The organism is Mesorhizobium sp. M0239 (assembly GCF_040321815.1).
In the GTDB taxonomy this organism is placed as follows: domain Bacteria; phylum Pseudomonadota; class Alphaproteobacteria; order Rhizobiales; family Rhizobiaceae; genus Mesorhizobium.
This window is the reverse complement of record NZ_JAMYSG010000013.1, coordinates 60310-79555: the sequence shown is the minus strand read 5'-3', so window position 1 is coordinate 79555 and position 19246 is coordinate 60310. Positions and strand designations below refer to the sequence as shown.

The window sequence follows — 19246 nt, the reverse complement described above, 5'->3', positions numbered from 1 at the left end:
CCCCCTCTGTCCTGCCGGACATCTCCCCCGCAAGGGGGGAGATCGGATGCAGCGGTCGCTTTCGCAAATCTTCAGCTCCGCAAAAGAGGCTCTGTCAGGGGAGCTGCCAATCTCCCCCCTTGCGGGGGAGATGTCCGGCAGGACAGAGGGGGGTGGGCGGGAACGCGACGCTCGTCATTAGATCGGACCATCCCCATGAACTGGGATGACGTCCGCATCTTCCTCGCCGTGGCGCGCGCCGGCCAGATCCTTGGCGCGGCCAAACGGCTGGAGCTCAACCACGCCACTGTCTCGCGCCGCATCGCCGCACTCGAGGATGCGCTGCGGACAAAGCTGTTTCGCCGGTTGACCACCGGCAGCGAGCTGACGCCTGCCGGCGAGCGCTTTCTCGACATTGCCGAGCGCATGGAAGGCGACATGATCGCCGCACGTTCGACCGTTGCCGGCGAAGGCGACGATGTCTCCGGCACGGTGCGCATCGGCGCGCCGGACGGGTTTGGTGTCGCCTTCCTGGCCAAGCGCCTTGGCGCGCTGACCGCCCTGCACCGCGAGCTGACGATCCAGTTGGTGCCGGTGCCGCGCTCCTTCTCTCTGTCGCGGCGCGAGGCCGACATCGCCATCACCGTCGAGCGGCCGACGGAGGGTCGGCTGGTGGCGGGAAAGCTGGTCGACTACTCGCTCGGCCTGTTTGCCTCCCGCGCCTATGCTGACGTGCATGGTTTGCCCCAAACCGCCGCCGAGCTTGGCCAGCACACATTGATCGGCTATGTGCCGGACCTCATCGTCAGTCCCTCGCTCGACTACGCGGCCGAATTCAGCGCCGACTGGCGCACCAGCTTCGCCATCTCCTCGGCGCTCGGCCAGGCCGAAGCGGTGCGCTCGGGCGCCGGCATCGGCATCCTGCACACATTCGTCGCCCGCTCGATGCCGGAACTTGTGTCCGTCGATGCTGTCGCGCCCATCCGCCGTGCCTACTGGCTGGTCTATCACGAATCGGTCAGGCCGCTGCGCCGCGTCCAGATCGTTGCCAGCTTCATCACCAAGGCAGTGGAGCGGGAGCGAAACCTGTTTGTCTGATGCATGTCGCCCAAAAGTGATCTCGGTTTTGAGAGAACGACATGCATAAAACAAAGACGCTAAAGCGCATCGCATGAATCCGATCAAACGCGATGCGCTTTAGCCGTGCCGCCTTTTCCTTGCCACAAAACCGGCCAGTGTGGCATCAGGCGTGCGGTCGCCGGCTGTGGGCGGACGCCGCGCGCAGGGACATCTTTCAGAAAGCTGGCGCGAATAGACATGCGAGCCGTTCTTGCCATCCTGCCGCTGCTTTTCGTTTCCGCATGCGCCAATCCGTGGACGAAAGTCCCGGAGGCCGAACTGCCCAAACCGATCCGCTACGCCATGGCGCGGCCTTCGCCTTTCATCTTCGGCAATTATTGCGGCCCCGGAACCCGCACCGGCGACCTCTCGGCCCGGCCGGTCAACCGCCTCGATGCTGCCTGCCAGACGCATGACGCCTGTTACATCGCCCGCCACAACCATTGCGACTGCGACGGCACCCTCGTCGCCTCGGCGAAAGCGATCCGCGACGACAAGACAGCGCCGCGTAAAATGCGCGGCGAGGCCGAACTGCTGATCGCCACCTTCACCATTCCCGTCTGCAAGGTCTTCCCGCAGGGCTTCATGCCGCCGCGCGATCCGGCGCAATTGAGCGCCCTGAAGACCGGAGCGGCCGGGTGAAGGGTCACGCATCCATCGCCATCGCTCTGTTCGGGCTGGCTGTCCTTGCCGGGTGTGCCGGTACTGGTCGCAATGCCTGCGATCTCCTGCAAGGCCAGAGCGTCTGCGCGCGACCCTCGCTCTCGGCCAAGACAGCTGGGCCGCGGATCGCCGCCGCGCAGTTTTTCGGTGACGCCGGCACGAGCGACTATGAAAAACGCTTTCTGGCGCTGCTCGCCCGCCATCAGCTTGGCGCTATGGACCGCGCCAACGGCACCGGCCCTTTCGGCCATGACCGCCATGAGATCCGCAATAGCGATTTCCAGGCGACCTACCGGACACTGCAACAACTGGCCGGGCCGGTCGCAGAAATGCATCTGCCGCCAGCCGGCGCCAGCAGCGGCGAGGGTCATTTCGAAGGACGCTGGCGGGTGTCGCGGCAAACGCTCTACATCGATGCGGCGGCGCGGCCCTCAGTGCCCAGGATCTTCGATTTCTCCGGCCTGCAGGCGCGCAGCGTCGAGATCGTGCTGCGCCAGGCCGGCAAGCAACCGGCCGACATCGAAGGCATCTGCGATGGCACGCTGGCGATCCGTTCCGGCACCGGTTCACGCACCATCGCCACGGGCACGGCATTCCGCTTTCGCCTGTCCGGCGAGGATGACACGGTCAGCCTGTTCCCGAGTGACGGCCTGAACCGCTGCACCGCAAGGATCCGCTCCAGCCTTGCCCCGGCCGGTGCGCCGCTCACCATCCGGCGCGAAGAGACCGCCGATCCGGCCCTCGCCGCCTTCGACAGCCGCTACGAGCGTTGCCCGACGCCAGACCCCACCGGCCTCGATGCGCTCAGCCGCGCCTTCTATGCCAGCCGCTGGCTGTCGCAGACCTGTGCCTTGCCTATTGGAAAGCCGCGCCTGCTGCGCAAGTCGCGCGATGGCTTCAACGCCAAGGTCGAGGCGCTGATGGGAGCGCCGCTGTCCGACAGCGCCATAGACAAGGGCGACCCGGAGCTGCCGCTCGATTTCTCCAAGGCGCCAAGGCTGAAGCTGATCTACCTGTCGTCGCTGGAGTTCAAGGCCGACTTTTCCGGCCGCATCATCGGACGGCTGATCCGCCACCATGCGGCCCTCGGCACCAAGGTGCGCATCCTGGTCACCGACGTGCTGGAGCGCGACAAGGACGACGCCCTGCTGCATCGGCTGGCGGCCGAATTCCCCAATGTCGAATTGCAGGAATATCGCTGGCGGGCGGACCATGGCGCGCCGATCGACGAGCAGATCTCACAACTGCACAAGGTCCATCACGTCAAGATGCTGGCAACGCTTGCCGACGATCCCACGCGCTCCCGCGCCATCATCGGCGGCCGCAACATCCATGACGGCTTCCTGTTCCACCAGCCGATCGATCTGTCGCGCTATCCCGATCTTGAGCAATACGGCAAGACCGACGGGTTCTCGTTGAATTACTATTCGAACTGGAGCGACTTCGACATCGAGTTCGCCGATCCGGCCACGGTCGAAACGCTCGCCGCGCATCTTTCGACAGTGTGGCTGCGCGACGCCGACACCAATCTGGCGCGTCCCTTCTCCATTCCGGTCCGGTCCGACGGCGCCCGCCCGTCAGGCACGGCGCGGCACTTCATTTCGGTGCCCTACGAGGATGGCCATGCGCTGGAGGACTATTTCGTCGAGTTGGTCGACGCCGCCCGGCACCATATCCAGATCGTCAATCCCTACCTCAACCTGACGCCCAAGCTCGCCCAGGCTGTTGATCGGGCGCTCGCCCGGGGCGTCAGGATCGACATTGTCGGCCGCATCGATCTCAAGGGCGATATCGGCGGCAAGTTTCTCACCGCGCTCAACAAGCTGTTCGTCGAGAAATATGGCGACCGCATCAACATCCGCGAGTTCAAGGCGCCTGACGTGGTGCTGCATTCCAAGATCATGATGATCGACGAAAGGCTGGTCGCCATCTCGTCGGTCAACCTCAACAACCGCAGCTTCTTCCACGACAGTGAGAACGGCATGATGGTGCTCGATCCGGCCTTCTACGCCAGGATGAAGCCGATCTATGACGACTATGTCGCGCACTCCAATCCGGTCGCCACCAATGTAACGATCCCGTGGGCTTACCGGCTGCTTTTCGACGAGGACTGGGTCCGGCAGGCGTTCTGACCCTCTACCGTAGATAGCGCTCCTGCGCGAGGTCACGAACGTCGATGTCCGGCACCCGGCTGGAGATGATGTCGGCCAGAACCTTGCCCGAGCCGCAAGCCATGGTCCAGCCGAGCGTGCCGTGGCCGGTGTTGAGATAGAGATTGGAGAGCTCGGTGCGGCCGATCAGCGGCGGACCGTCCGGCGTCATCGGCCGCAGCCCGCACCAGAACGTCGCGTCCCGCATCGCGCCGGCGCCCGGAAAGAGATCGCCGACCGAGTGTTCCAGCGTGCGCCGCCGCGATTCGTGCAGCCTGAGGTCGAAGCCGGAAATCTCGGCCGTACCGCCAACCCGGATGCGGTCGCCGAGCCGGGTGATCGCCACCTTGTAGGTCTCGTCCATCACCGTCGACACTGGTGCCGCGGCGGCATCCTTGATCGGCACGGTGATCGAATAGCCCTTGACCGGATAGACCGGGATCGGCCGCTTCACCCGGCGCATGAAACCTGCCGAATAACTGCCCAGCGCCATCACATAGGCGTCGGCGGTCTTCCAGCCTTTGCTGGTGCTGAGATTGGCGATGCGGTTGCGGCTGCGGATGACGCGCCAGATCGTCACGTCGTATTCGAACTTGACGCCGCGGGCCACACAAAGCTCGGCCAGCCTGTCGGTGAACATCTTGCAGTCGCCGGTCTCGTCGTGCGGCAGCCTGAGGCCGCCGACGAACTTTTCGCGCACCCCGGCAAGGCCAGGCTCAGCCGCGATGCAGCCGTCCTGGTCGAGGATCTCGTAAGGCACGCCATACTTCTTCAGCACCTCGACATCGCCGCCGGTGCCGTCGAGCTGCTTTTGCGTACGGAACAATTGCAGCGTGCCTTGTGTGCGCTCGTCATAGGCGATGCCGGTCGCTTCGCGCAGCGCCTTCAGCGTGTCGCGGCTGTATTCGGCGAGCGGCACCATGCGCGCCTTGTTGATCGCATAGCGCTCGGCCGTGCAGTTGCGCAGCATCTTGATCAGCCATGTCCACATATGCGGATCGAAGGCCGGCCGCACCACCAGCGGGCCATGCTTCATCAGCAGCCATTTGATCGCCTTCAGCGGAATGCCGGGTCCGGCCCAGGGCGAGGCGTAGCCGGGCGAAATCTCGCCGGCATTGGCGAAGCTGGTTTCCAGCGCCGGGCCTTTCTGGCGGTCGAGAACCGTCACCTCGTGGCCGGCCTCGGCAAGGAAGTACGCCGTGGTCACTCCGATGACGCCGCCGCCCAGCACCATGATCTTCATCGTTCACTCCTTGCGGCGCGCAGCACGTCCTTGGGGACGCCTGGACGCGGCCGCATTTCCGATTTGCGCACGATCCCCGGCGAAAATCGATGCTGACTTTCGGGATCGTGCAGTGTTGCCTGTTCACGCCGCCGTGGGACCGGGGTCGTCATCCCCTGTCTGCCGCATTCCGGCCCTTTCGCCAAGGGGCCGCCAATCGGCTGCGGCGCTGTAGACGAGGGTGAGCCCATGCGGCCGTCGCGCCTCGGCCTGGGATTTCTCCCTGACGGCACGCCGCGCGGCCTCCGGCTGGTAGAGCACGGTCGCGATCAGGACCGACTCCCGCCTGCCGTCGGCCTGTTCGATCCATGCAGTCCGGCCCTCTGCCATGCCGAGCATGCAAAGCCCCCGCCTTGTCATGATCGACAGGCTGGAGCCGACCGGACCGCGCACCTCGTTCTGCACCAGGGTCCGGGTCTGGGCAGGGCCGGCATCGACACGAAACACCAGCCTGCTGTTCAGCGTCACGATATCGGATCCCACCGAATCGATCGCGACGACCTCGGCTTTGGAAAGCTTGTCTTCAAGCATTGGAACAATCGGATCCGCGAAGGCCCGCCGACGCTCCAACATGATCTCGAGGACGGCGAAGTCCTTTGTCGTCAGCCGGAAATTCGCGCCTGTCATCGCCGTCTCCATGATCAGGATCCCTCGCGCCCGCAGGCCGGCGTATCGACCACTTCGATGATCGCCGACAGCTCCCGGCCGCCACGGCTGCTCCAGCACACTGTCTGCCCGATCGACGCGCCGATAAGCGCCGTCCCCATCGGCGTCTGCACCGAGATCCTGTTTTCACTGATGTCTGCTTCGCCGGGATAGACCAGCGTGACGCGCTGGGTGTTGCCGCCATCGTTGCGGATTGTCACCGTCGAACCCATCCGCACCACGTTGGCCGGCATGGAAGCCGCTGCTGTGACGACGGCGCGGTCCATCTCCGAAAGCAGTTCTTCGGCCGTCTCGGGGACGCGGTCGAGCGACGCCCGCGCCAGGCCCGTGAGCCTGTGGTGGTCGGCATCGCTGACCAGAAGCCGGCTCGGTGGACGCAATCCTGTTGCATGTTGCATGGCAAACCTCATGAGTTGGCGCATCGAACAGACGCGCGCCTGCCGCCGCACGAACGGTGGCTTGATGAAAAGCCGGCAGCCGCGAAGCTGTCTGGCTCGGGAATGATGATCAGGTAGAAATGCCCCGGTTCGGACGGACGCCAAAAGGCGGCCGCGCCGGGGCTACGATCCCGCGATCGGGCAGACCCTGAACAAGGTTCTGATATAAGCTGGGTTGCTCATGCAAGGAGCCTTGCCGACAGGCGTCCGCTTGTCAAGCGTGGCCAAACCGCTCAACCGCCGACATAGCGCCGATGGAAGCGCGAGCCGAGGCTGGTCAGAATCTCGTAGCCGATGGTGCCGGCATGGCCGGCAGCGTCGTCGACACTTTGCGAGGGACCGAGCAGTTCGACGAGATCACCCTCGCGCAGCCTGCCGGCCGGCAGGGCGGAAATGTCGAGAATGATCGAATCCATCGACACCCGCCCGAGGAAAGGCAGCCGCACGCCCTCGAACCAGGCGGCGGACGCGGCGCGGCGTTGCCAGCCATCCGCGTAGCCGAACGAAATCGTCGCCAGCCTGAGCGGGCCTTGCGCATGATAGGTGTGGCCATAGCCGACGCCGGCGCCTTTTTCGACGCTGCGCGTCTGTGCCACCTTTGCCTGAAGCCGCACCACCGGCAGCATCGGATTGGGCTTGGCCGGCGTCGGATTGATGCCGTAGAGGGCGGCACCGGGGCGGGCGAGATCGTAGTGAAAGGATGGCCCGAGAAAGATGCCGGACGAATTGGCGAGCGAGGCTGGCGTCGCCGGCAGCATTGCGCGCAGCCGCTCGAACGCCAGCCGCTGCCGTTCATTGGCCGGATGCTCCGGCTCGTCGGCGCAAGCCAGATGACTCATCACGAACCGGATGTCGATGCCGTCGAAGGCCTGCGGATCGGCGGCAACGCGCTCCACATCCCGGGGCGCCATGCCGAGCCGCGACATGCCGCTGTCGACCTGGATCGCGGCCGGCAGTTTTCGGCCGGCGCGGCGAGCCGCCACACGCCAGGCCACCAGTTGCTCGGGGCTGTTAATGACAGCGCAAACGTCCGCTGCCACGGCGTCCGTCTCGGCACCGGACGGAACGCCGTTCAACACGAAAATGGCAGGGCCCGGACCAAGCGAGCGGCGCAGGGCGACGCCTTCGCCCAGAAGCGCAACGAAGAAGACATCGCAGCCTTCGCGCAGCAGCGCCGCCCCGACCTGGCCGGCGCCAACGCCGTAGCCGTCCGCCTTGAGCACACCAGCGCAGCGAACATCGCCCAACCGCGCTTTCAGCCGCCGGTAGTTTTCACGGATTGCACCGAGATCGATGGTGAGGATGGCCCCAGCCGCCACTTCGCTTGTGGCGGTGACCTCTTCTGGCGGCGGCTTTTGGGGGGCGTCGTTCATGGCGACCCTTCGCGTGGTAGTGGATACATCAATAGGACCGCCGGGCCGGCGCGGCAACCGCGGTTGTTGTATAGCGGCTATTGCACCAGATGCCGGAACGCCGCCACCACATCCTCATAGACATGGCGCTTGAACGGCACGATCAGGTCGGGCAAATCCTGCATAGGCCGCCATGCCCATTCGTCGAACTCTGCGGTGTGGCCGCCCGGCGGCGGGTTGATCTGGATCTCGCTGGTGTCGCCGTGGAAGCGAAAGGCGAACCATTTCTGCGTCTGGCCGCGATACCGGCCCTTGAAGGCGATGCCGACGAGATGGTCCGGCAAATCATAGTTGATCCAGTCCGGCGCCTCGGCCAGCAGCGAGACGCCTCGCATGCCGGTCTCCTCATAGAGTTCGCGCTCGGCCGCCTGCAGCGGCTCCTCGCCCTTGTCGATACCGCCTTGCGGCATCTGCCAGAGCTGCGTCGTGCCGGCAAATTCGCTGTCCGGTTCGGCAATCCGGTGCCCGACCCAGACCAGGCCCTGGGCATTGAGGATCATCAGCCCGACACAGGGACGGTAAGGCAGCGTTTCGCGGTCGATCTTTTTAGCCATGCGTGATGGGGTCCAGCCGTTTTGAGAATTCGCTCCGGTGAGGCAGGTGGCGAGCGGTTTCGAGAACCGGAGCGGAGCGTACTTAAAGTACGTGAGCACCGGAAGCGCAGAAAACGTCGCCAGATTCCCGCCGGAGTAGAATTATCAAGACGGCTGTTAGCCTTTTTGGGGGTCAATGGCCACCGCTGAAATCGGCACGATCTCGATGCCGCGCTTCTTGGCTTCGACCACCCAGGACGACACGGTATCGACCGTCAGGTCGAAGGCCGAACCGATGCCGACGGCAGTGCCTTTGGCCCGCGCGGTCGCCTCCAGGCTGTCGAGCTTCTTCAGGATTTCGCCGCGATCCTGCACGGCATCGATCGCCATGTCGCCGGAGACGAAGGGCACGCCATCCCTGAGCGCCAGGTCCGGCGCCAGGCTGCGAGCCGACGAGCCGTCATCGATATAGGCGAGGCCGCGTTTGCCGAGCTCGGCGATGAACGGCTCCATCGCCGACGCGTCGGCGGAAAAACGGGCGCCCATATAGTTCATGACGCCGGTATAGTTGGTCGTCCGCGACAGTGCCCAGTGCAGGCTTTTCAGGTTCTCATCCGCGCTCGCCGCCACCGTCAGCGTGTTGCGGCCCGGATTGACCTTCGGATAATCGAACGGTTCGAGTGGCACCTGCATGACGATCTCGTGGCCGCTCTGCCTGGCTGCCTGCATCCACCGGCCGATGCTGTTGCCTTGCGGGGCGAAGGCCAGCGTCACTTCTGCCGGCAGCTTGGCGATGGCCGCCTGGGTGCCGGTCTGCGACACGGCAAGCCCACCGATGACGATCGCCACCCGTGCGCCGCGCCCGCCCGACCAGGGCCGCGCATAGACGTCGAACGGCCGCCTGCCATCGGCGGCGCGCACCGGCAAAGGCCCGGTCTCGCTGGCTTCGATCAGCGCCTTGTCTGGAATGTGCGCGATCTTCAAGTTCTGGCCGATGGTCGACGGATCGCGAATGACGATCGCCGCCTTGGGCGGCCCATCGCCCTCCTCCGTCTGCACATGGATGATCTGCGGCCCGCCTGATTTGACCGGCGCCTCCGGCTTCGGTGCCGCCGGGGCCAATGCAGGCGGCGCGGCGGCAGGCTCGGCCGCCGCGGTCACTTTCGGTGTTGAAACGGCAACCTCTTGCGGCTTTCGAAACGGCTTTTCCCTGAGCGCGATCGCGCCGGAGACGCCGGCCACCGCCAGCACGGCCACGGTCGCCATGATCGCACCGCCGCTGAGCTTGCCGGCGGCGCGCGGCGGCCGGACTGCCTGTCCGAGCGGGCGTTCGATGTCCTTGCCGATGTCAGCCAAGCCTAATCCCCGGGCGCATGGCTCCGAAGGCGAAGCCGCTTCGAAAAGACATGCGCGAATTCATCAATCCCGGCACACACCCCGCGCCATGCCTTGGGGGCTTTGCCTCACCCCCCGAATCAAACTGCCGGAACCTTTCGGTCCCGGCAGCATCGCATTGCTTCCATCAGGCTCAAACAGAAAGATGGAGCGGCGCGTGCGCCGCTCCAGATCCTTACTGGTTGAGAACCGCCTTTTGCGGATTGGGCGGGAAGGCCGGATCGGTCTTCTGGCCGCGCAGCAGCTGCTCGGCATAGATGAGCTGCAGATCGTCCTTCGGATCCGGCGGCACATAGGCTGCCGAGCCCGAACCGGTCGTGCTCTCATCGGCGCCCTTGATATGGCCCTTGAGGTCGGATTCGCCGCGCGTCAGGTCCCTGCCCTGCAGTTCCGGCGGCAACGGCTGGTCGACCTTGATGTCGGGCGTGATGCCCTTGCCCTGGATCGACTTGCCGGACGGCGTGTAATATAGCGCCGTCGTCAGCCGCAACGCACCATTCTCGCCGAGCGGAATGATGGTCTGCACCGAACCCTTGCCGAAGGACTGCGTGCCAACCACCGTGACGCGGCGCAGGTCCTGCAGCGCGCCGGCGACGATTTCCGATGCACTGGCCGAACCGCCATTGACCAGGACGATCATCGGCTTGCCGTTGATGTCGTCGACCTGCTTGGGCTTGGCGTCGAAGCGGGTGACGTCCTTGGGGTCGCGGCCGCGCGTCGAGACGATCTCGCCGCGGTTGAGGAAGGCATCGGACACGCTCACCGCCTGGTCGAGCAGGCCGCCCGGATTAAGGCGGAGATCCAGAACGTAGCCCTTCAGCTTGTCGTCGGGAATCTGCTTCTTGATGGTGTCGATGGCGTTCTCGAGGTCGTCATAGGTCTTTTCGGTGAAGGAGGTGATCTTCATGTAGCCGATGTCGTTCTCGACCCGGAACTTGACCGCCTTGACCTTGATGATGTCGCGTACGACCGTCAGTTCAATCGGCTTGTCGGCGCCCTGGCGCAGGATGGTCAGCTTGATCGGCGTGTTGACCAGGCCGCGCATCTTGTCGACCGCATCGTTGAGGGTCAGGCCGCGAACCTCTTCGCCATCGATCTTGGCAATGTAGTCGCCGGCCAGCACGCCTGCCTTGGCGGCCGGCGTGTCGTCGATCGGCGTGATCACCTTGACCAGATCGTTCTCCATGGTGACTTCGATGCCGAGGCCGCCAAACTCGCCCTTGGTCTGGACGCGCATATCCTGCGCCTGCTCGGCATTCATGTAGGAGGAGTGCGGGTCAAGCGAGGCCAGCATGCCGTTGATGGCGTTCTCGACCAGCGACTTGTCGTCGGGCGGTGTCACATACTGTGCCCGCACCCGCTCGAAGATATCGCCGAAGATCGCCAGTTGCTTGTAGGTCTCCGACCCTGCAGCGTTCGCCGCCGAGCCGGGTGCGCCATAGACCAGGCTCATGGCGGACGCGCCCATCAGCGCACCGGCAAACAGAAGCGACAGTTTCCGCATTATTCACGTCCTTCCAGAAAAACGGTCCGCCCACCATGGGGCCGGATCGACGGGTTTTCCATCCTTGCGGAACTCGACATAGAGTTCCGGCGTGGCATTTCCATTCTTCGAAACCGAGGTGCTCGCCACCCGGGCCTCTCCCATCGCACCGATCGGCTCTCCTGCAAGCACTGATTGACCGGTCGCGACGCTGATTCTGCTCATCCCCGCCAAAACGACATGATAGCCGTCGCCTGCGTTCAGGATCAAGAGTTGACCATAAGACCGAAACGGCCCCGCATAAAGCACATTTCCATCCGCCGGCGCGGTGACGATGGCTCCCGATTGTGTCGCAACCATGTCGCCAAGCATCACCGCGCCGTTACCGTCATCGGCGCCGAATCGCCGCTTGATGCGGCCGGTCACCGGCAGTGCGATCTGCCCCTGAAGGGCCGAAAAGGGCACCGCGGCGGCAAGTTGGTTGCCCTCCGGAACCGGCAGCGACGCCAATTCCGCCGGCGCAGATGTGTTGTCGCCATCCGCCGTCTTCTGCTCGGCGGCCTTGGCCGCATCGGCGGCCTTGCGGTTCTTGTCGGCCTGCGCTTCGAGCGAGGCGATCAACTCTTTCAGGCTGCCGGCCTTGGCCGCCAGCGCTTCGGATCGCTGCTTTTCCGCAGCCATTTGCGTTTGCGTGTCGGCTTCGAGCTTCTGCTTGGCCTCCAGCAGCATGCCGAGCCGCTTCTTTTCCGCCGTCTGGTCGCCGACCGCCGCTGTCAGCCGCGCCCGTTCGGCCTCGATCGACGCCGTAATCCTGGTCTGTTCCTTGAGATCGGCAAGCAGGCTATCGGTCTGCTGGCGCAGTTCGGGCACCACCGCGCCGAGCAGGATGGCGCTGCGCACCGACGACAGCGCGTCCTCGGGCTTGACCAGGATCGCCGGCGGCGGGTTGAGGCCCATGCGCTGCAACGCGCCCAGCACTTCGGCCAGAACGTCGCGCCGCGCCATCAGCGAGGCGCGGATCTTCTGTTCCTGGCCCTTCAGTCCTTCCAGCCGAGCGCCGATGTCCTCGATGTCCTGGCCGAGCTTCTGCTCGGTCATCGCCGACTGGATCAATGCGGCGGTGATCGAGGCGTGATCCTTCTTGATCGTCGCGATATCGGCGGAGAGTTTGGCCAATCGTTCCGACGACAGCGTGATCTCCTTCGAGACCCGTTCATATTCGGCCCGGCTCTGATCCGGATCGGGAGCCATGTCGAGCGTGTTTTCCGCCCGCCCCGCATGCAGCGACAGCACAAGTACCGCCGCCGCGATGCCGCAGCGCGCGCGCCAGGAGCCCGTTCTTGATTTGCTGTCTTCAGACATTGAAGCCCGACTCTATGCGTGGCTTCGTTAACGAACAATCAACCATGTTCGAAACCGCCCACTCGATGCAATCTTGCCTCGGCATTGGGGCGGAAATCCGGGTGTGTCGCACCAATTCACCGGTTTACGAGCGATGGTAGGGATGTCCCGAAAGGATGGTGGCCACACGATAAAGCTGCTCTCCCAGCATCACGCGCACCAGTTGATGCGGCCATGTCAGCAATCCGAACGACATCACCAGTTCGGCCTGGTCGCGCAGCGACTGATCGTGGCCGTCGGCGCCGCCGATGGCGATGACCAACGCCTTGCGGCCACCGTCACGCAACAGGCCGAGGCGCCCGGCGAAATCTTCCGAGGAAAAGCTTTTGCCGCGTTCGTCAAGGAGGATCAAAGCGGTTCCGGGCTGCAACTGCGTCTGCAGTTTCTGGCCTTCCTCACGCCGCCGCTCGTTGGCGGTCTGGCCGCGCCCCTCGGCAATCTCGGCAATGCCGCCAAATTCAAGCCCCACTACCGGGCCGCTCTTGGCGAAACGCTCGAAATAGCGGTCGGCCAGCAGCTTTTCGGGGCCGGCTTTCATCCGGCCCACGGCATGAACTGATATCTTCATCCTCGCCTTGTAAGCCGCGCGAACGACTTAGTGGAGCGTTTCTTCCTCGAGGTCCGGCGCCTGCCACATCTTTTCGAGATTGTAGAATTCGCGGACTTCGGGGCGGAAGACATGGACGATGATGTCGCCAGAATCGATCAGGACCCAGTCGGCGCCGGACATCCCCTCGACGCGCGCGGTGCCGAGACCGGCATCCTTGATCGCTTTGAGAAGATGATCGGCGACAGCCGCGACATGACGGTGCGATCGGCCCGAAGCGACGACCATGTAGTCGCCGAGGCTCGATTTCCCCTGGATGTCGATGGAGACAATGTTTTCGGCCTTGGAGTCTTCCAGACTGGCAAGGACTGTCTTGATGGCACGGGACACGGCGTCGTCTACGCTGATCCTGGCCGGCGAAGGCATGATATCGGCCTTCTTCCGCAGTGCTGTTCTCAGTGTAGTTCCTTTCGCAGCAAGAACAACCAAATCACCCCTTGAAGCAGGTGACACCACTTAGATAGGCAGAGTTCCCCGACAGTTTCAAGACGGGACCCTGCCTCGCACGAACGTATTGTCGCTGCTGTGGTTCCGCCGCACGCCGGAAAAGATCGGAACCCTCGCCGTCGGCATGGGTTATCGGCTCACCGACCAACGGGATTTCCCCATGCCGATCGACCCGCAAAACGCCTTTCTCAGCGTCCAGGCTGGCCTCGCCCAACTGAGCACGCTGATTGTTTCGTACTCCTTCTCGGCCATCGGTGCCGTCATCCTCTTGATTGTCGGCTATATCGTCGCCGGTCTTGCCGAACGTTCGATCTTCGCTGGTCTCGGCCATATCCATGGTTTCGACGCGACGTTGCGGCATTTCTTCTCGAAGATCGTCCGCTACGCCATCCTGATCCTCGTCACCATCATGGTGCTCGGCCAGTTCGGCGTGCAGACGGCCTCGATCATTGCCGCGATCGGTGCCATTGGCCTCGCCATCGGCCTGGCGTTGCAGGGCACGCTGCAGAACATCGCCGCCGGCATCATGCTTCTGGCGCTGCGGCCGTTCCGCATCGGCGAATCCGTCGAGGTCGGTTCGATCGCCGGTACGATCGAGGAGATCGGCCTGTTCGCGACCAAGCTCAGGACGGCCGACGGGGTCTACATATTGGCGCCGAACTCGACGCTGTGGAACCAGCCGGTGCGCAACTTTTCGCGCAACGGCGTACGCCGCAGCGACATCATACTCAGCATCGGCTCCTGGAACGACATCGACAGGGCGCAGAAAGCCTTGCTTGCCATTGCCGCGGCCGAACGGCGAGTGAAACGTGAGCCGGCACCGATCGCTTTCGTCTCGACATTGGGCGACAGCACTGTTTCGATTGCCCTGCGCTATTGGACATCGTCGGCGGACTTCTTCGCCACCCAGACCGATCTCACCAAGCGCGCCAAACAGGAATTCGATAGCGAAGGCATATCGATCCCGCTGCCGCCGCCGGAAGCGCCCCAACCGGAAGCCCGTCGACAATAGGCGGTTGGCTCAGTGCCGGCCCTCATCGTCCGGTGCGAAGGCAAGTTCGACCGGCAACGGCGCCTGCGCCGTCATCGGTGCGAAACTGCCGGTTTCACCGACCGGGACCGCACGCGTCGTGAACACGCGCAAAAGCACGAACAGGCAGAAGGCTGCGGCGATGAGAACAGCCACATAGATGAAAGCCTGCGTTCCGAAGACGGCTGAAAGCGCCGTCACGATGCCGGGCACGACGAAACCCGACAGCGACCAGGCAAACAAAAGCGAACTGGACAGCGCCACCATGTCGTCCTTGCCGGCGCGGTCGGCGGCATGTGCGCTGGCCAGCGAATAGATCGATTCCGAGGCGCCGTCCCACACGATATAGATCACAACCAACGCGGCCAACGCGCCGCCATCGAACCCGAGCGCAAACAGGCCGGCAACCATGGCGAGCGCGGATGCGGCGATCAGCACATAGCGGCGGTCGGTTCGGTCGGAAATCCAGCCAAGCGGGATCTGCAGGATCAGCGTGCCGAGAGGCATCGCCGAAAGCAGCAGCGCCACATCGGCCTGGCTGTAGCCCTTGGCCGTGGCGTGGATCGGCGCGAAGCCCGCAATCGACATCGACAGGCCGCCGACCGCAAGCATGCCGGCGACGCCGACCGGTGAAACCCGCCAGGCACGGCGCAGCGCCACCGAGGCCGCCTGCGGTGCCGGCGGCTGGGCAAGTTTGGTCATCCCGACAGGGAGGATCGATAGCGCGGTGAAGACGATGCCGATCAGCGGCGCATCCGCTGTCCTGATATCGACCAGCGCCAGCGTCGCGTAGCCGACGCCGAGCCCGGCGACATAGGCAACGTAGAAGAAAGCCATCACCCGGCCGCGGATGGCGTTGGCAACGGCATCGTTGAGCCAGCTCTGCGCGACGATGAACAGGCCGCAGATGGCAAAGCCGTAGAGCGCGCGGGCGGCTATCCACAGCAGCGGATGGACCCCGGCGCCGACAGCGGCGTTGGCCAGTGCGATCAGCGCCGACAACACCATGAAGGCACGGGCATGGCCGACCCTTCGCACCAGCGGTCCGGTCAGGATGCAGCCCGCCAGCCCGCCGGCCGAAAGTCCGGTGATGATCAGCCCGGCCCAGGTCGGATCGAAACCCTCGGCGCCGAGCCGAACCGGGATATAGGCAAACATCAGCCCGTTGCCGACGGCAATCAGTGCCATCGACACGATGACGCTGGCAATCGCGATCAGCGGTGTGGGCTCGGCGCCCTGCTCGGCTTCGCTGCGGATTTTCCTGGGAACCGACATGCCTGCTCAGGATTGCCCATGAAACTGGCAAAGGGAGCGATAAAAGCGACATGGGCGGACGGGCGGGCTCACCCCTTCGCCAGCTTGCGGATCGCGCTCGATGACAGCGACGAGCGCGGGCCGTGGATGAAGGTCCAGGCCGGTGCCTTCATGCGGGCAAGCCGCGGCGCATCGCCCTCGTCGACGCGGGCATAGTCGAAGGTCTTGGCGACGACCGAGGACAGGAACGACAGCGTCGCGCCCGGGCGGTCGATGACGGCGATCGGGAAGGTCATGACGATCTCGCGCCAGCGCTGCCAGCGGTGGAAATCACGCAGACTGTCGGCACCCATGATCCAGACGAAGTCGACGCCGGGATTGCGCGCCTTGACCAGCGCCAGCGTGTCGGCGGTGTAGCGGACGTGATGGGCGGCTTCGAAAGCGGTGACCTTGATCTTCGGGTTCTTGGCGATCTGCTCCGACAGCTGCAGCCGCTCGTCCAGCGGCGCCAATTCCCTGGTGTTCTTCAGCGGATTGCCCGGCGTCACCATCCACCACAGCTGGTCGAGCGCCAGGCGCCGCAGTGCAATCTCGGCGACCAGCGCGTGGCCGGCATGCGGCGGATTGAACGAGCCGCCGAACAGGCCGACGGCGAGGCCTTTCTCGGCATGCGGCATTTTGAGATAATGGGAGGGAACGGGGGGGTGGGAAGGGGATAGCATCGCGCTAGGCACCCCCCTCTGCCCTGCCGGCCATCTCCCCCGCAAGGGGGGAGATCAGCAGTTTCGGCGAAGGCGTAAATCTTGCCGCGTTGGAGATCGGCGAAACCCGAAATGCCAGCCAATCTCCCCCCTTGCGGGGGAGATGTCCGGCAGGACAGAGGGGGGTGGCTGGGCGCAAGCTTCAGGCCCTTTGGGCGATATACGTCAAGGCCTCACCTGTCCAGACCCGCGCACGCGGTATTTGAACGACGTCAGTTGCTCGACGCCCACCGGTCCGCGCGCATGCATCTTGCCGGTGGCGATGCCGATCTCGGCGCCCATGCCGAACTCGCCGCCGTCGGCGAACTGCGTCGATGCGTTGTGCAGCAGGATCGCCGAATCGATCTCGTTGAAGAATTTTTCGACCGCTTGCGCATCCTCGGCGACGATCGCCTCGGTGTGATGCGAGGAAAACGTCTCGATGTGATCGATCGCACCCTTGATACCGTCGACCAGCTTCACCGCGATGATGGCATCGAGATATTCAGTCACCCAGTCGGCATCGGTCGCCGGCCTGGCGTCGAAAAACACTTTCAGCACCTCGGCATCGGCATGGATCTCGCAGCCGGCCGCGCGCAGTGCGTTGAGGATCGGCACCAGATGCGTGGAGGCGACCGCGCGGTCGACCAGCAGCGTCTCTGCGGCACCGCAGACGCCGGTGCGCCGCATCTTGGCGTTGACGGCGATCCGCACCGCCATTTGGAGCTCGGCCGAACGGTCGATGTAGAGATGGCAGATGCCTTCGAGATGCGCGAAGACCGGCACCCGTGCCTCGGCCTGCACCCGCCCGACGAGGCTTTTGCCACCGCGCGGAATGATGACGTCGAGCATACCGCCCAAGCCTTTCAGCATCTCGCCGACGGCGGCGCGGTCGGTGATCGGCACCAGTTGGATGGCGTCCTCCGGCAGGCCGGCTTCCTTCAGCCCTTCGACCAGGCAGGCGTGGATGGCGGCCGAGGAATTGAGCGAATCCGAGCCGCCGCGCAGGATTACCGGATTGCCGGCCTTGAGGCACAGCGCGCCGGCATCGGCGGTGACGTTCGGGCGGCTCTCATAGATGACGCCGACGACGCCGAGCGGCGTGCGCACGCGCTCGATATGCAGACCGTTCGGCCGATCCCATTGTGCGATCACGTCGCCAACCGGGTCGCGCAATTCGGCGATCTCCCTGATGCCGTCGGCCATGGCGCGAATGCGCGCCGGATCGAGCTTCAGCCGGTCCATGAAGGAGGCGGAAAGCCCGGATTCCTGGCCGTTCGAGACATCGATGGCGTTGGCGTCGAGAATGTCTTGCTGCCTGGCGACGATCGCCTCGGCCATGGCGGCAAGTGCAGCATTCTTGGCGGCGGTGGTGGCAATGGCCAACGGTCGGGCGGCAGCGCGGGCGCGGCGGCCGATATCGGCCATCAGCGCCACTGTGTCTTCTCCGGATTTTTCATGCTGCTTCAGCATGCTCATCCTCCGCTTATGGCGCCACCGGCCAGTACTTGGTCGCTAGCCCCTACTTGGGCACCAGAATGACTCACCACAAGGTCGTCGCGGTGGATCATCGCCGAACGCGCCTCGTAGCCGAGCACGGTTTCGATCTCGGCCGTCTTCAGGCCCGCGATCCTTACGGCATCGGCTGCATCGTAGGCAACCAGCCCGCGCGCGATCTCGCGGCCCTCGGGCGACAGGATCGCCACCGTGTCGCCGCGCGAGAAATTGCCGCTGACCAGCTTGACGCCGGCCGGCAGCAGCGACTTGCCCGACAGCAGCGCGCCGATGGCGCCGGCATCGACTGTCAGCCGGCCGGCCGGTTCGAGTTGGCCGGCGATCCAGGTCTTGTAACCCTTGACCGGATTGGAACTCGGCCGGAAGAAGGTGGCGCGTTCGCCGCGTTCGATCGCCATCAGCGGCGACAGCCGCGTGCCCGACGTGATGATCATCGCGGTGCCGGCGGCGGTGGCGATCTTGCCGGCATCGAGCTTCGTGCGCATGCCGCCGCGCGACAGTTCGGAAGCGGCCGCACCCGCCATCGCCTCGATATCGGGCGTGATCCGGTCGACCACCGGAATGAATTTGGCATGGGGGTCACGCGCCGGCGGCGCCGTATAGAGCCCGTCGATGTCTGAGAGCAGCACCAGGAGGTCGGCGCCCATCATGGTGGCGACGCGAGCCGCCAGCCGGTCATTGTCGCCGTAGCGGATTTCGGAAGTCGCCACCGTGTCGTTCTCGTTGATGACCGGCACTGCCTTCATCTTCAAGAGTGTCGAGATCGTCGCCCGCGCATTGAGATAACGGCGGCGCTCCTCGGTGTCGCCGAGCGTCAGCAGGATCTGGCCCGATTTCAGGCTGCCCTTGCCGAGCGCGTCCGACCAGGCGCCGGCCAATGCGATCTGTCCCACGGCTGCCGCCGCCTGGCTCTCCTCCAGTTTCAGGGCTCGCTTGCCGAGGCCAAGGATGGTGCGGCCAAGCGCGATGGCGCCGGAGGAGACGACGAGGATTTCAGCGCCGCCCTGCGCAAGCACCGCAATATCGTCGGCAAGCGAGGCCAGCCAGTCGCGCTTCAGGCCTGACGTTCGGTCGACGAGCAGCGCCGAGCCGATCTTGACGGTGATGCGCCGATATTTTTTCAGCGACTGCAT

Annotated in this window: 18 protein-coding genes; 4 read left to right on the top strand and 14 right to left on the bottom strand. The window is 64.6% G+C overall.

Going from position 1 to position 19246, the window contains the following annotated elements:
- Nucleotides 1-195: 195 nt before the first annotated feature.
- The 3 genes from NKI99_RS15575 to NKI99_RS15565 all read left to right on the top strand — a co-directional run bounded on the left by NKI99_RS15575 (nucleotide 196) and on the right by NKI99_RS15565 (nucleotide 3893).
- Nucleotides 196-1077 (top strand): LysR family transcriptional regulator, encoded by an 882-nt coding sequence (locus NKI99_RS15575; protein ID WP_023811795.1) that lies wholly within the window; start codon nucleotides 196-198, stop codon nucleotides 1075-1077.
- Nucleotides 1078-1296: 219 nt separating this feature from the next.
- A complete protein-coding gene (locus NKI99_RS15570) occupies nucleotides 1297-1740 on the top strand; it encodes a phospholipase A2 family protein (RefSeq protein WP_352611377.1) in 444 nt (147 codons plus the stop codon).
- On the top strand, nucleotides 1737-3893 hold the full coding sequence (locus NKI99_RS15565; RefSeq protein WP_352611376.1) for a phospholipase D-like domain-containing protein: 2157 nt from the start codon (nucleotides 1737-1739) through the stop codon (nucleotides 3891-3893). Before NKI99_RS15570 ends, NKI99_RS15565 begins: the two co-directional genes overlap by 4 nt.
- Nucleotides 3894-3897: 4 nt before the next feature.
- On the opposite strand, the gene NKI99_RS15560 is transcribed toward NKI99_RS15565, so the two are convergent.
- From NKI99_RS15560 to rsfS, 10 genes are all read right to left on the bottom strand, one after another.
- On the bottom strand, nucleotides 3898-5154 hold the full coding sequence (locus NKI99_RS15560) for a D-amino acid dehydrogenase (protein WP_024502886.1): 1257 nt from the start codon (nucleotides 5152-5154) through the stop codon (nucleotides 3898-3900).
- A 123-nt stretch (nucleotides 5155-5277) separates the two neighbouring features.
- Nucleotides 5278-5832 carry a GreA/GreB family elongation factor gene (locus NKI99_RS15555; protein ID WP_352611375.1) on the bottom strand — a complete coding sequence of 185 codons (555 nt, stop codon included), beginning with the start codon at nucleotides 5830-5832 and terminating at the stop codon, nucleotides 5278-5280.
- Nucleotides 5833-5834: 2 nt separating this feature from the next.
- On the bottom strand, nucleotides 5835-6257 hold the full coding sequence (gene rnk, locus NKI99_RS15550) for a nucleoside diphosphate kinase regulator (RefSeq protein ID WP_352611374.1): 423 nt from the start codon (nucleotides 6255-6257) through the stop codon (nucleotides 5835-5837).
- Between the two features lie 272 nt (nucleotides 6258-6529).
- The gene (gene alr, locus NKI99_RS15545) at nucleotides 6530-7669 is read right to left on the bottom strand and encodes an alanine racemase (protein ID WP_352611373.1); all 1140 of its coding nucleotides are present in this window, start codon (nucleotides 7667-7669) and stop codon (nucleotides 6530-6532) included.
- A gap of 77 nt (nucleotides 7670-7746) precedes the next feature.
- Complete coding sequence (locus NKI99_RS15540) at nucleotides 7747-8262, bottom strand: RNA pyrophosphohydrolase (protein ID WP_128304960.1); 516 nt, start codon at nucleotides 8260-8262, stop codon at nucleotides 7747-7749.
- Nucleotides 8263-8418: 156 nt separating this feature from the next.
- Nucleotides 8419-9597, bottom strand: a complete 1179-nt coding sequence (locus NKI99_RS15535; RefSeq protein WP_352611372.1) for a divergent polysaccharide deacetylase family protein — start codon at nucleotides 9595-9597, stop codon at nucleotides 8419-8421.
- Between the two features lie 214 nt (nucleotides 9598-9811).
- On the bottom strand, nucleotides 9812-11143 hold the full coding sequence (locus tag NKI99_RS15530; RefSeq protein WP_023811786.1) for a S41 family peptidase: 1332 nt from the start codon (nucleotides 11141-11143) through the stop codon (nucleotides 9812-9814).
- Entirely contained in the window at nucleotides 11144-12481 is a 1338-nt protein-coding gene (locus NKI99_RS15525; RefSeq protein WP_352611371.1) for a murein hydrolase activator EnvC family protein, read from the bottom strand.
- A 124-nt stretch (nucleotides 12482-12605) separates the two neighbouring features.
- On the bottom strand, nucleotides 12606-13088 hold the full coding sequence (gene rlmH, locus NKI99_RS15520) for a 23S rRNA (pseudouridine(1915)-N(3))-methyltransferase RlmH (RefSeq protein WP_023811784.1): 483 nt from the start codon (nucleotides 13086-13088) through the stop codon (nucleotides 12606-12608).
- Nucleotides 13089-13115: 27 nt separating this feature from the next.
- Entirely contained in the window at nucleotides 13116-13493 is a 378-nt protein-coding gene (gene rsfS / locus NKI99_RS15515) for a ribosome silencing factor (RefSeq protein WP_352611370.1), read from the bottom strand.
- A 241-nt stretch (nucleotides 13494-13734) separates the two neighbouring features.
- Here rsfS and NKI99_RS15510 point away from each other — a divergent pair, with 241 nt between their 5' ends.
- Nucleotides 13735-14586, top strand: a complete 852-nt coding sequence (locus tag NKI99_RS15510; RefSeq protein WP_352440995.1) for a mechanosensitive ion channel family protein — start codon at nucleotides 13735-13737, stop codon at nucleotides 14584-14586.
- A gap of 9 nt (nucleotides 14587-14595) precedes the next feature.
- Here the strand turns inward: NKI99_RS15510 and NKI99_RS15505 are convergent, their stop codons facing one another.
- The 4 genes from NKI99_RS15505 to proB form a co-directional block, all read right to left on the bottom strand.
- Nucleotides 14596-15879, bottom strand: coding sequence for an MFS transporter (locus NKI99_RS15505; RefSeq protein WP_352611369.1), 1284 nt, complete (start codon nucleotides 15877-15879; stop codon nucleotides 14596-14598).
- A gap of 68 nt (nucleotides 15880-15947) precedes the next feature.
- The gene (locus tag NKI99_RS15500) at nucleotides 15948-16580 is read right to left on the bottom strand and encodes a nicotinate-nucleotide adenylyltransferase (RefSeq protein ID WP_352611368.1); all 633 of its coding nucleotides are present in this window, start codon (nucleotides 16578-16580) and stop codon (nucleotides 15948-15950) included.
- 204 nt (nucleotides 16581-16784) lie between these two features.
- On the bottom strand, nucleotides 16785-18071 hold the full coding sequence (locus NKI99_RS15495) for a glutamate-5-semialdehyde dehydrogenase (RefSeq protein WP_352440998.1): 1287 nt from the start codon (nucleotides 18069-18071) through the stop codon (nucleotides 16785-16787).
- 2 nt (nucleotides 18072-18073) lie between these two features.
- Nucleotides 18074-19246 carry a glutamate 5-kinase gene (gene proB / locus NKI99_RS15490; protein WP_023811780.1) on the bottom strand — a complete coding sequence of 391 codons (1173 nt, stop codon included), beginning with the start codon at nucleotides 19244-19246 and terminating at the stop codon, nucleotides 18074-18076.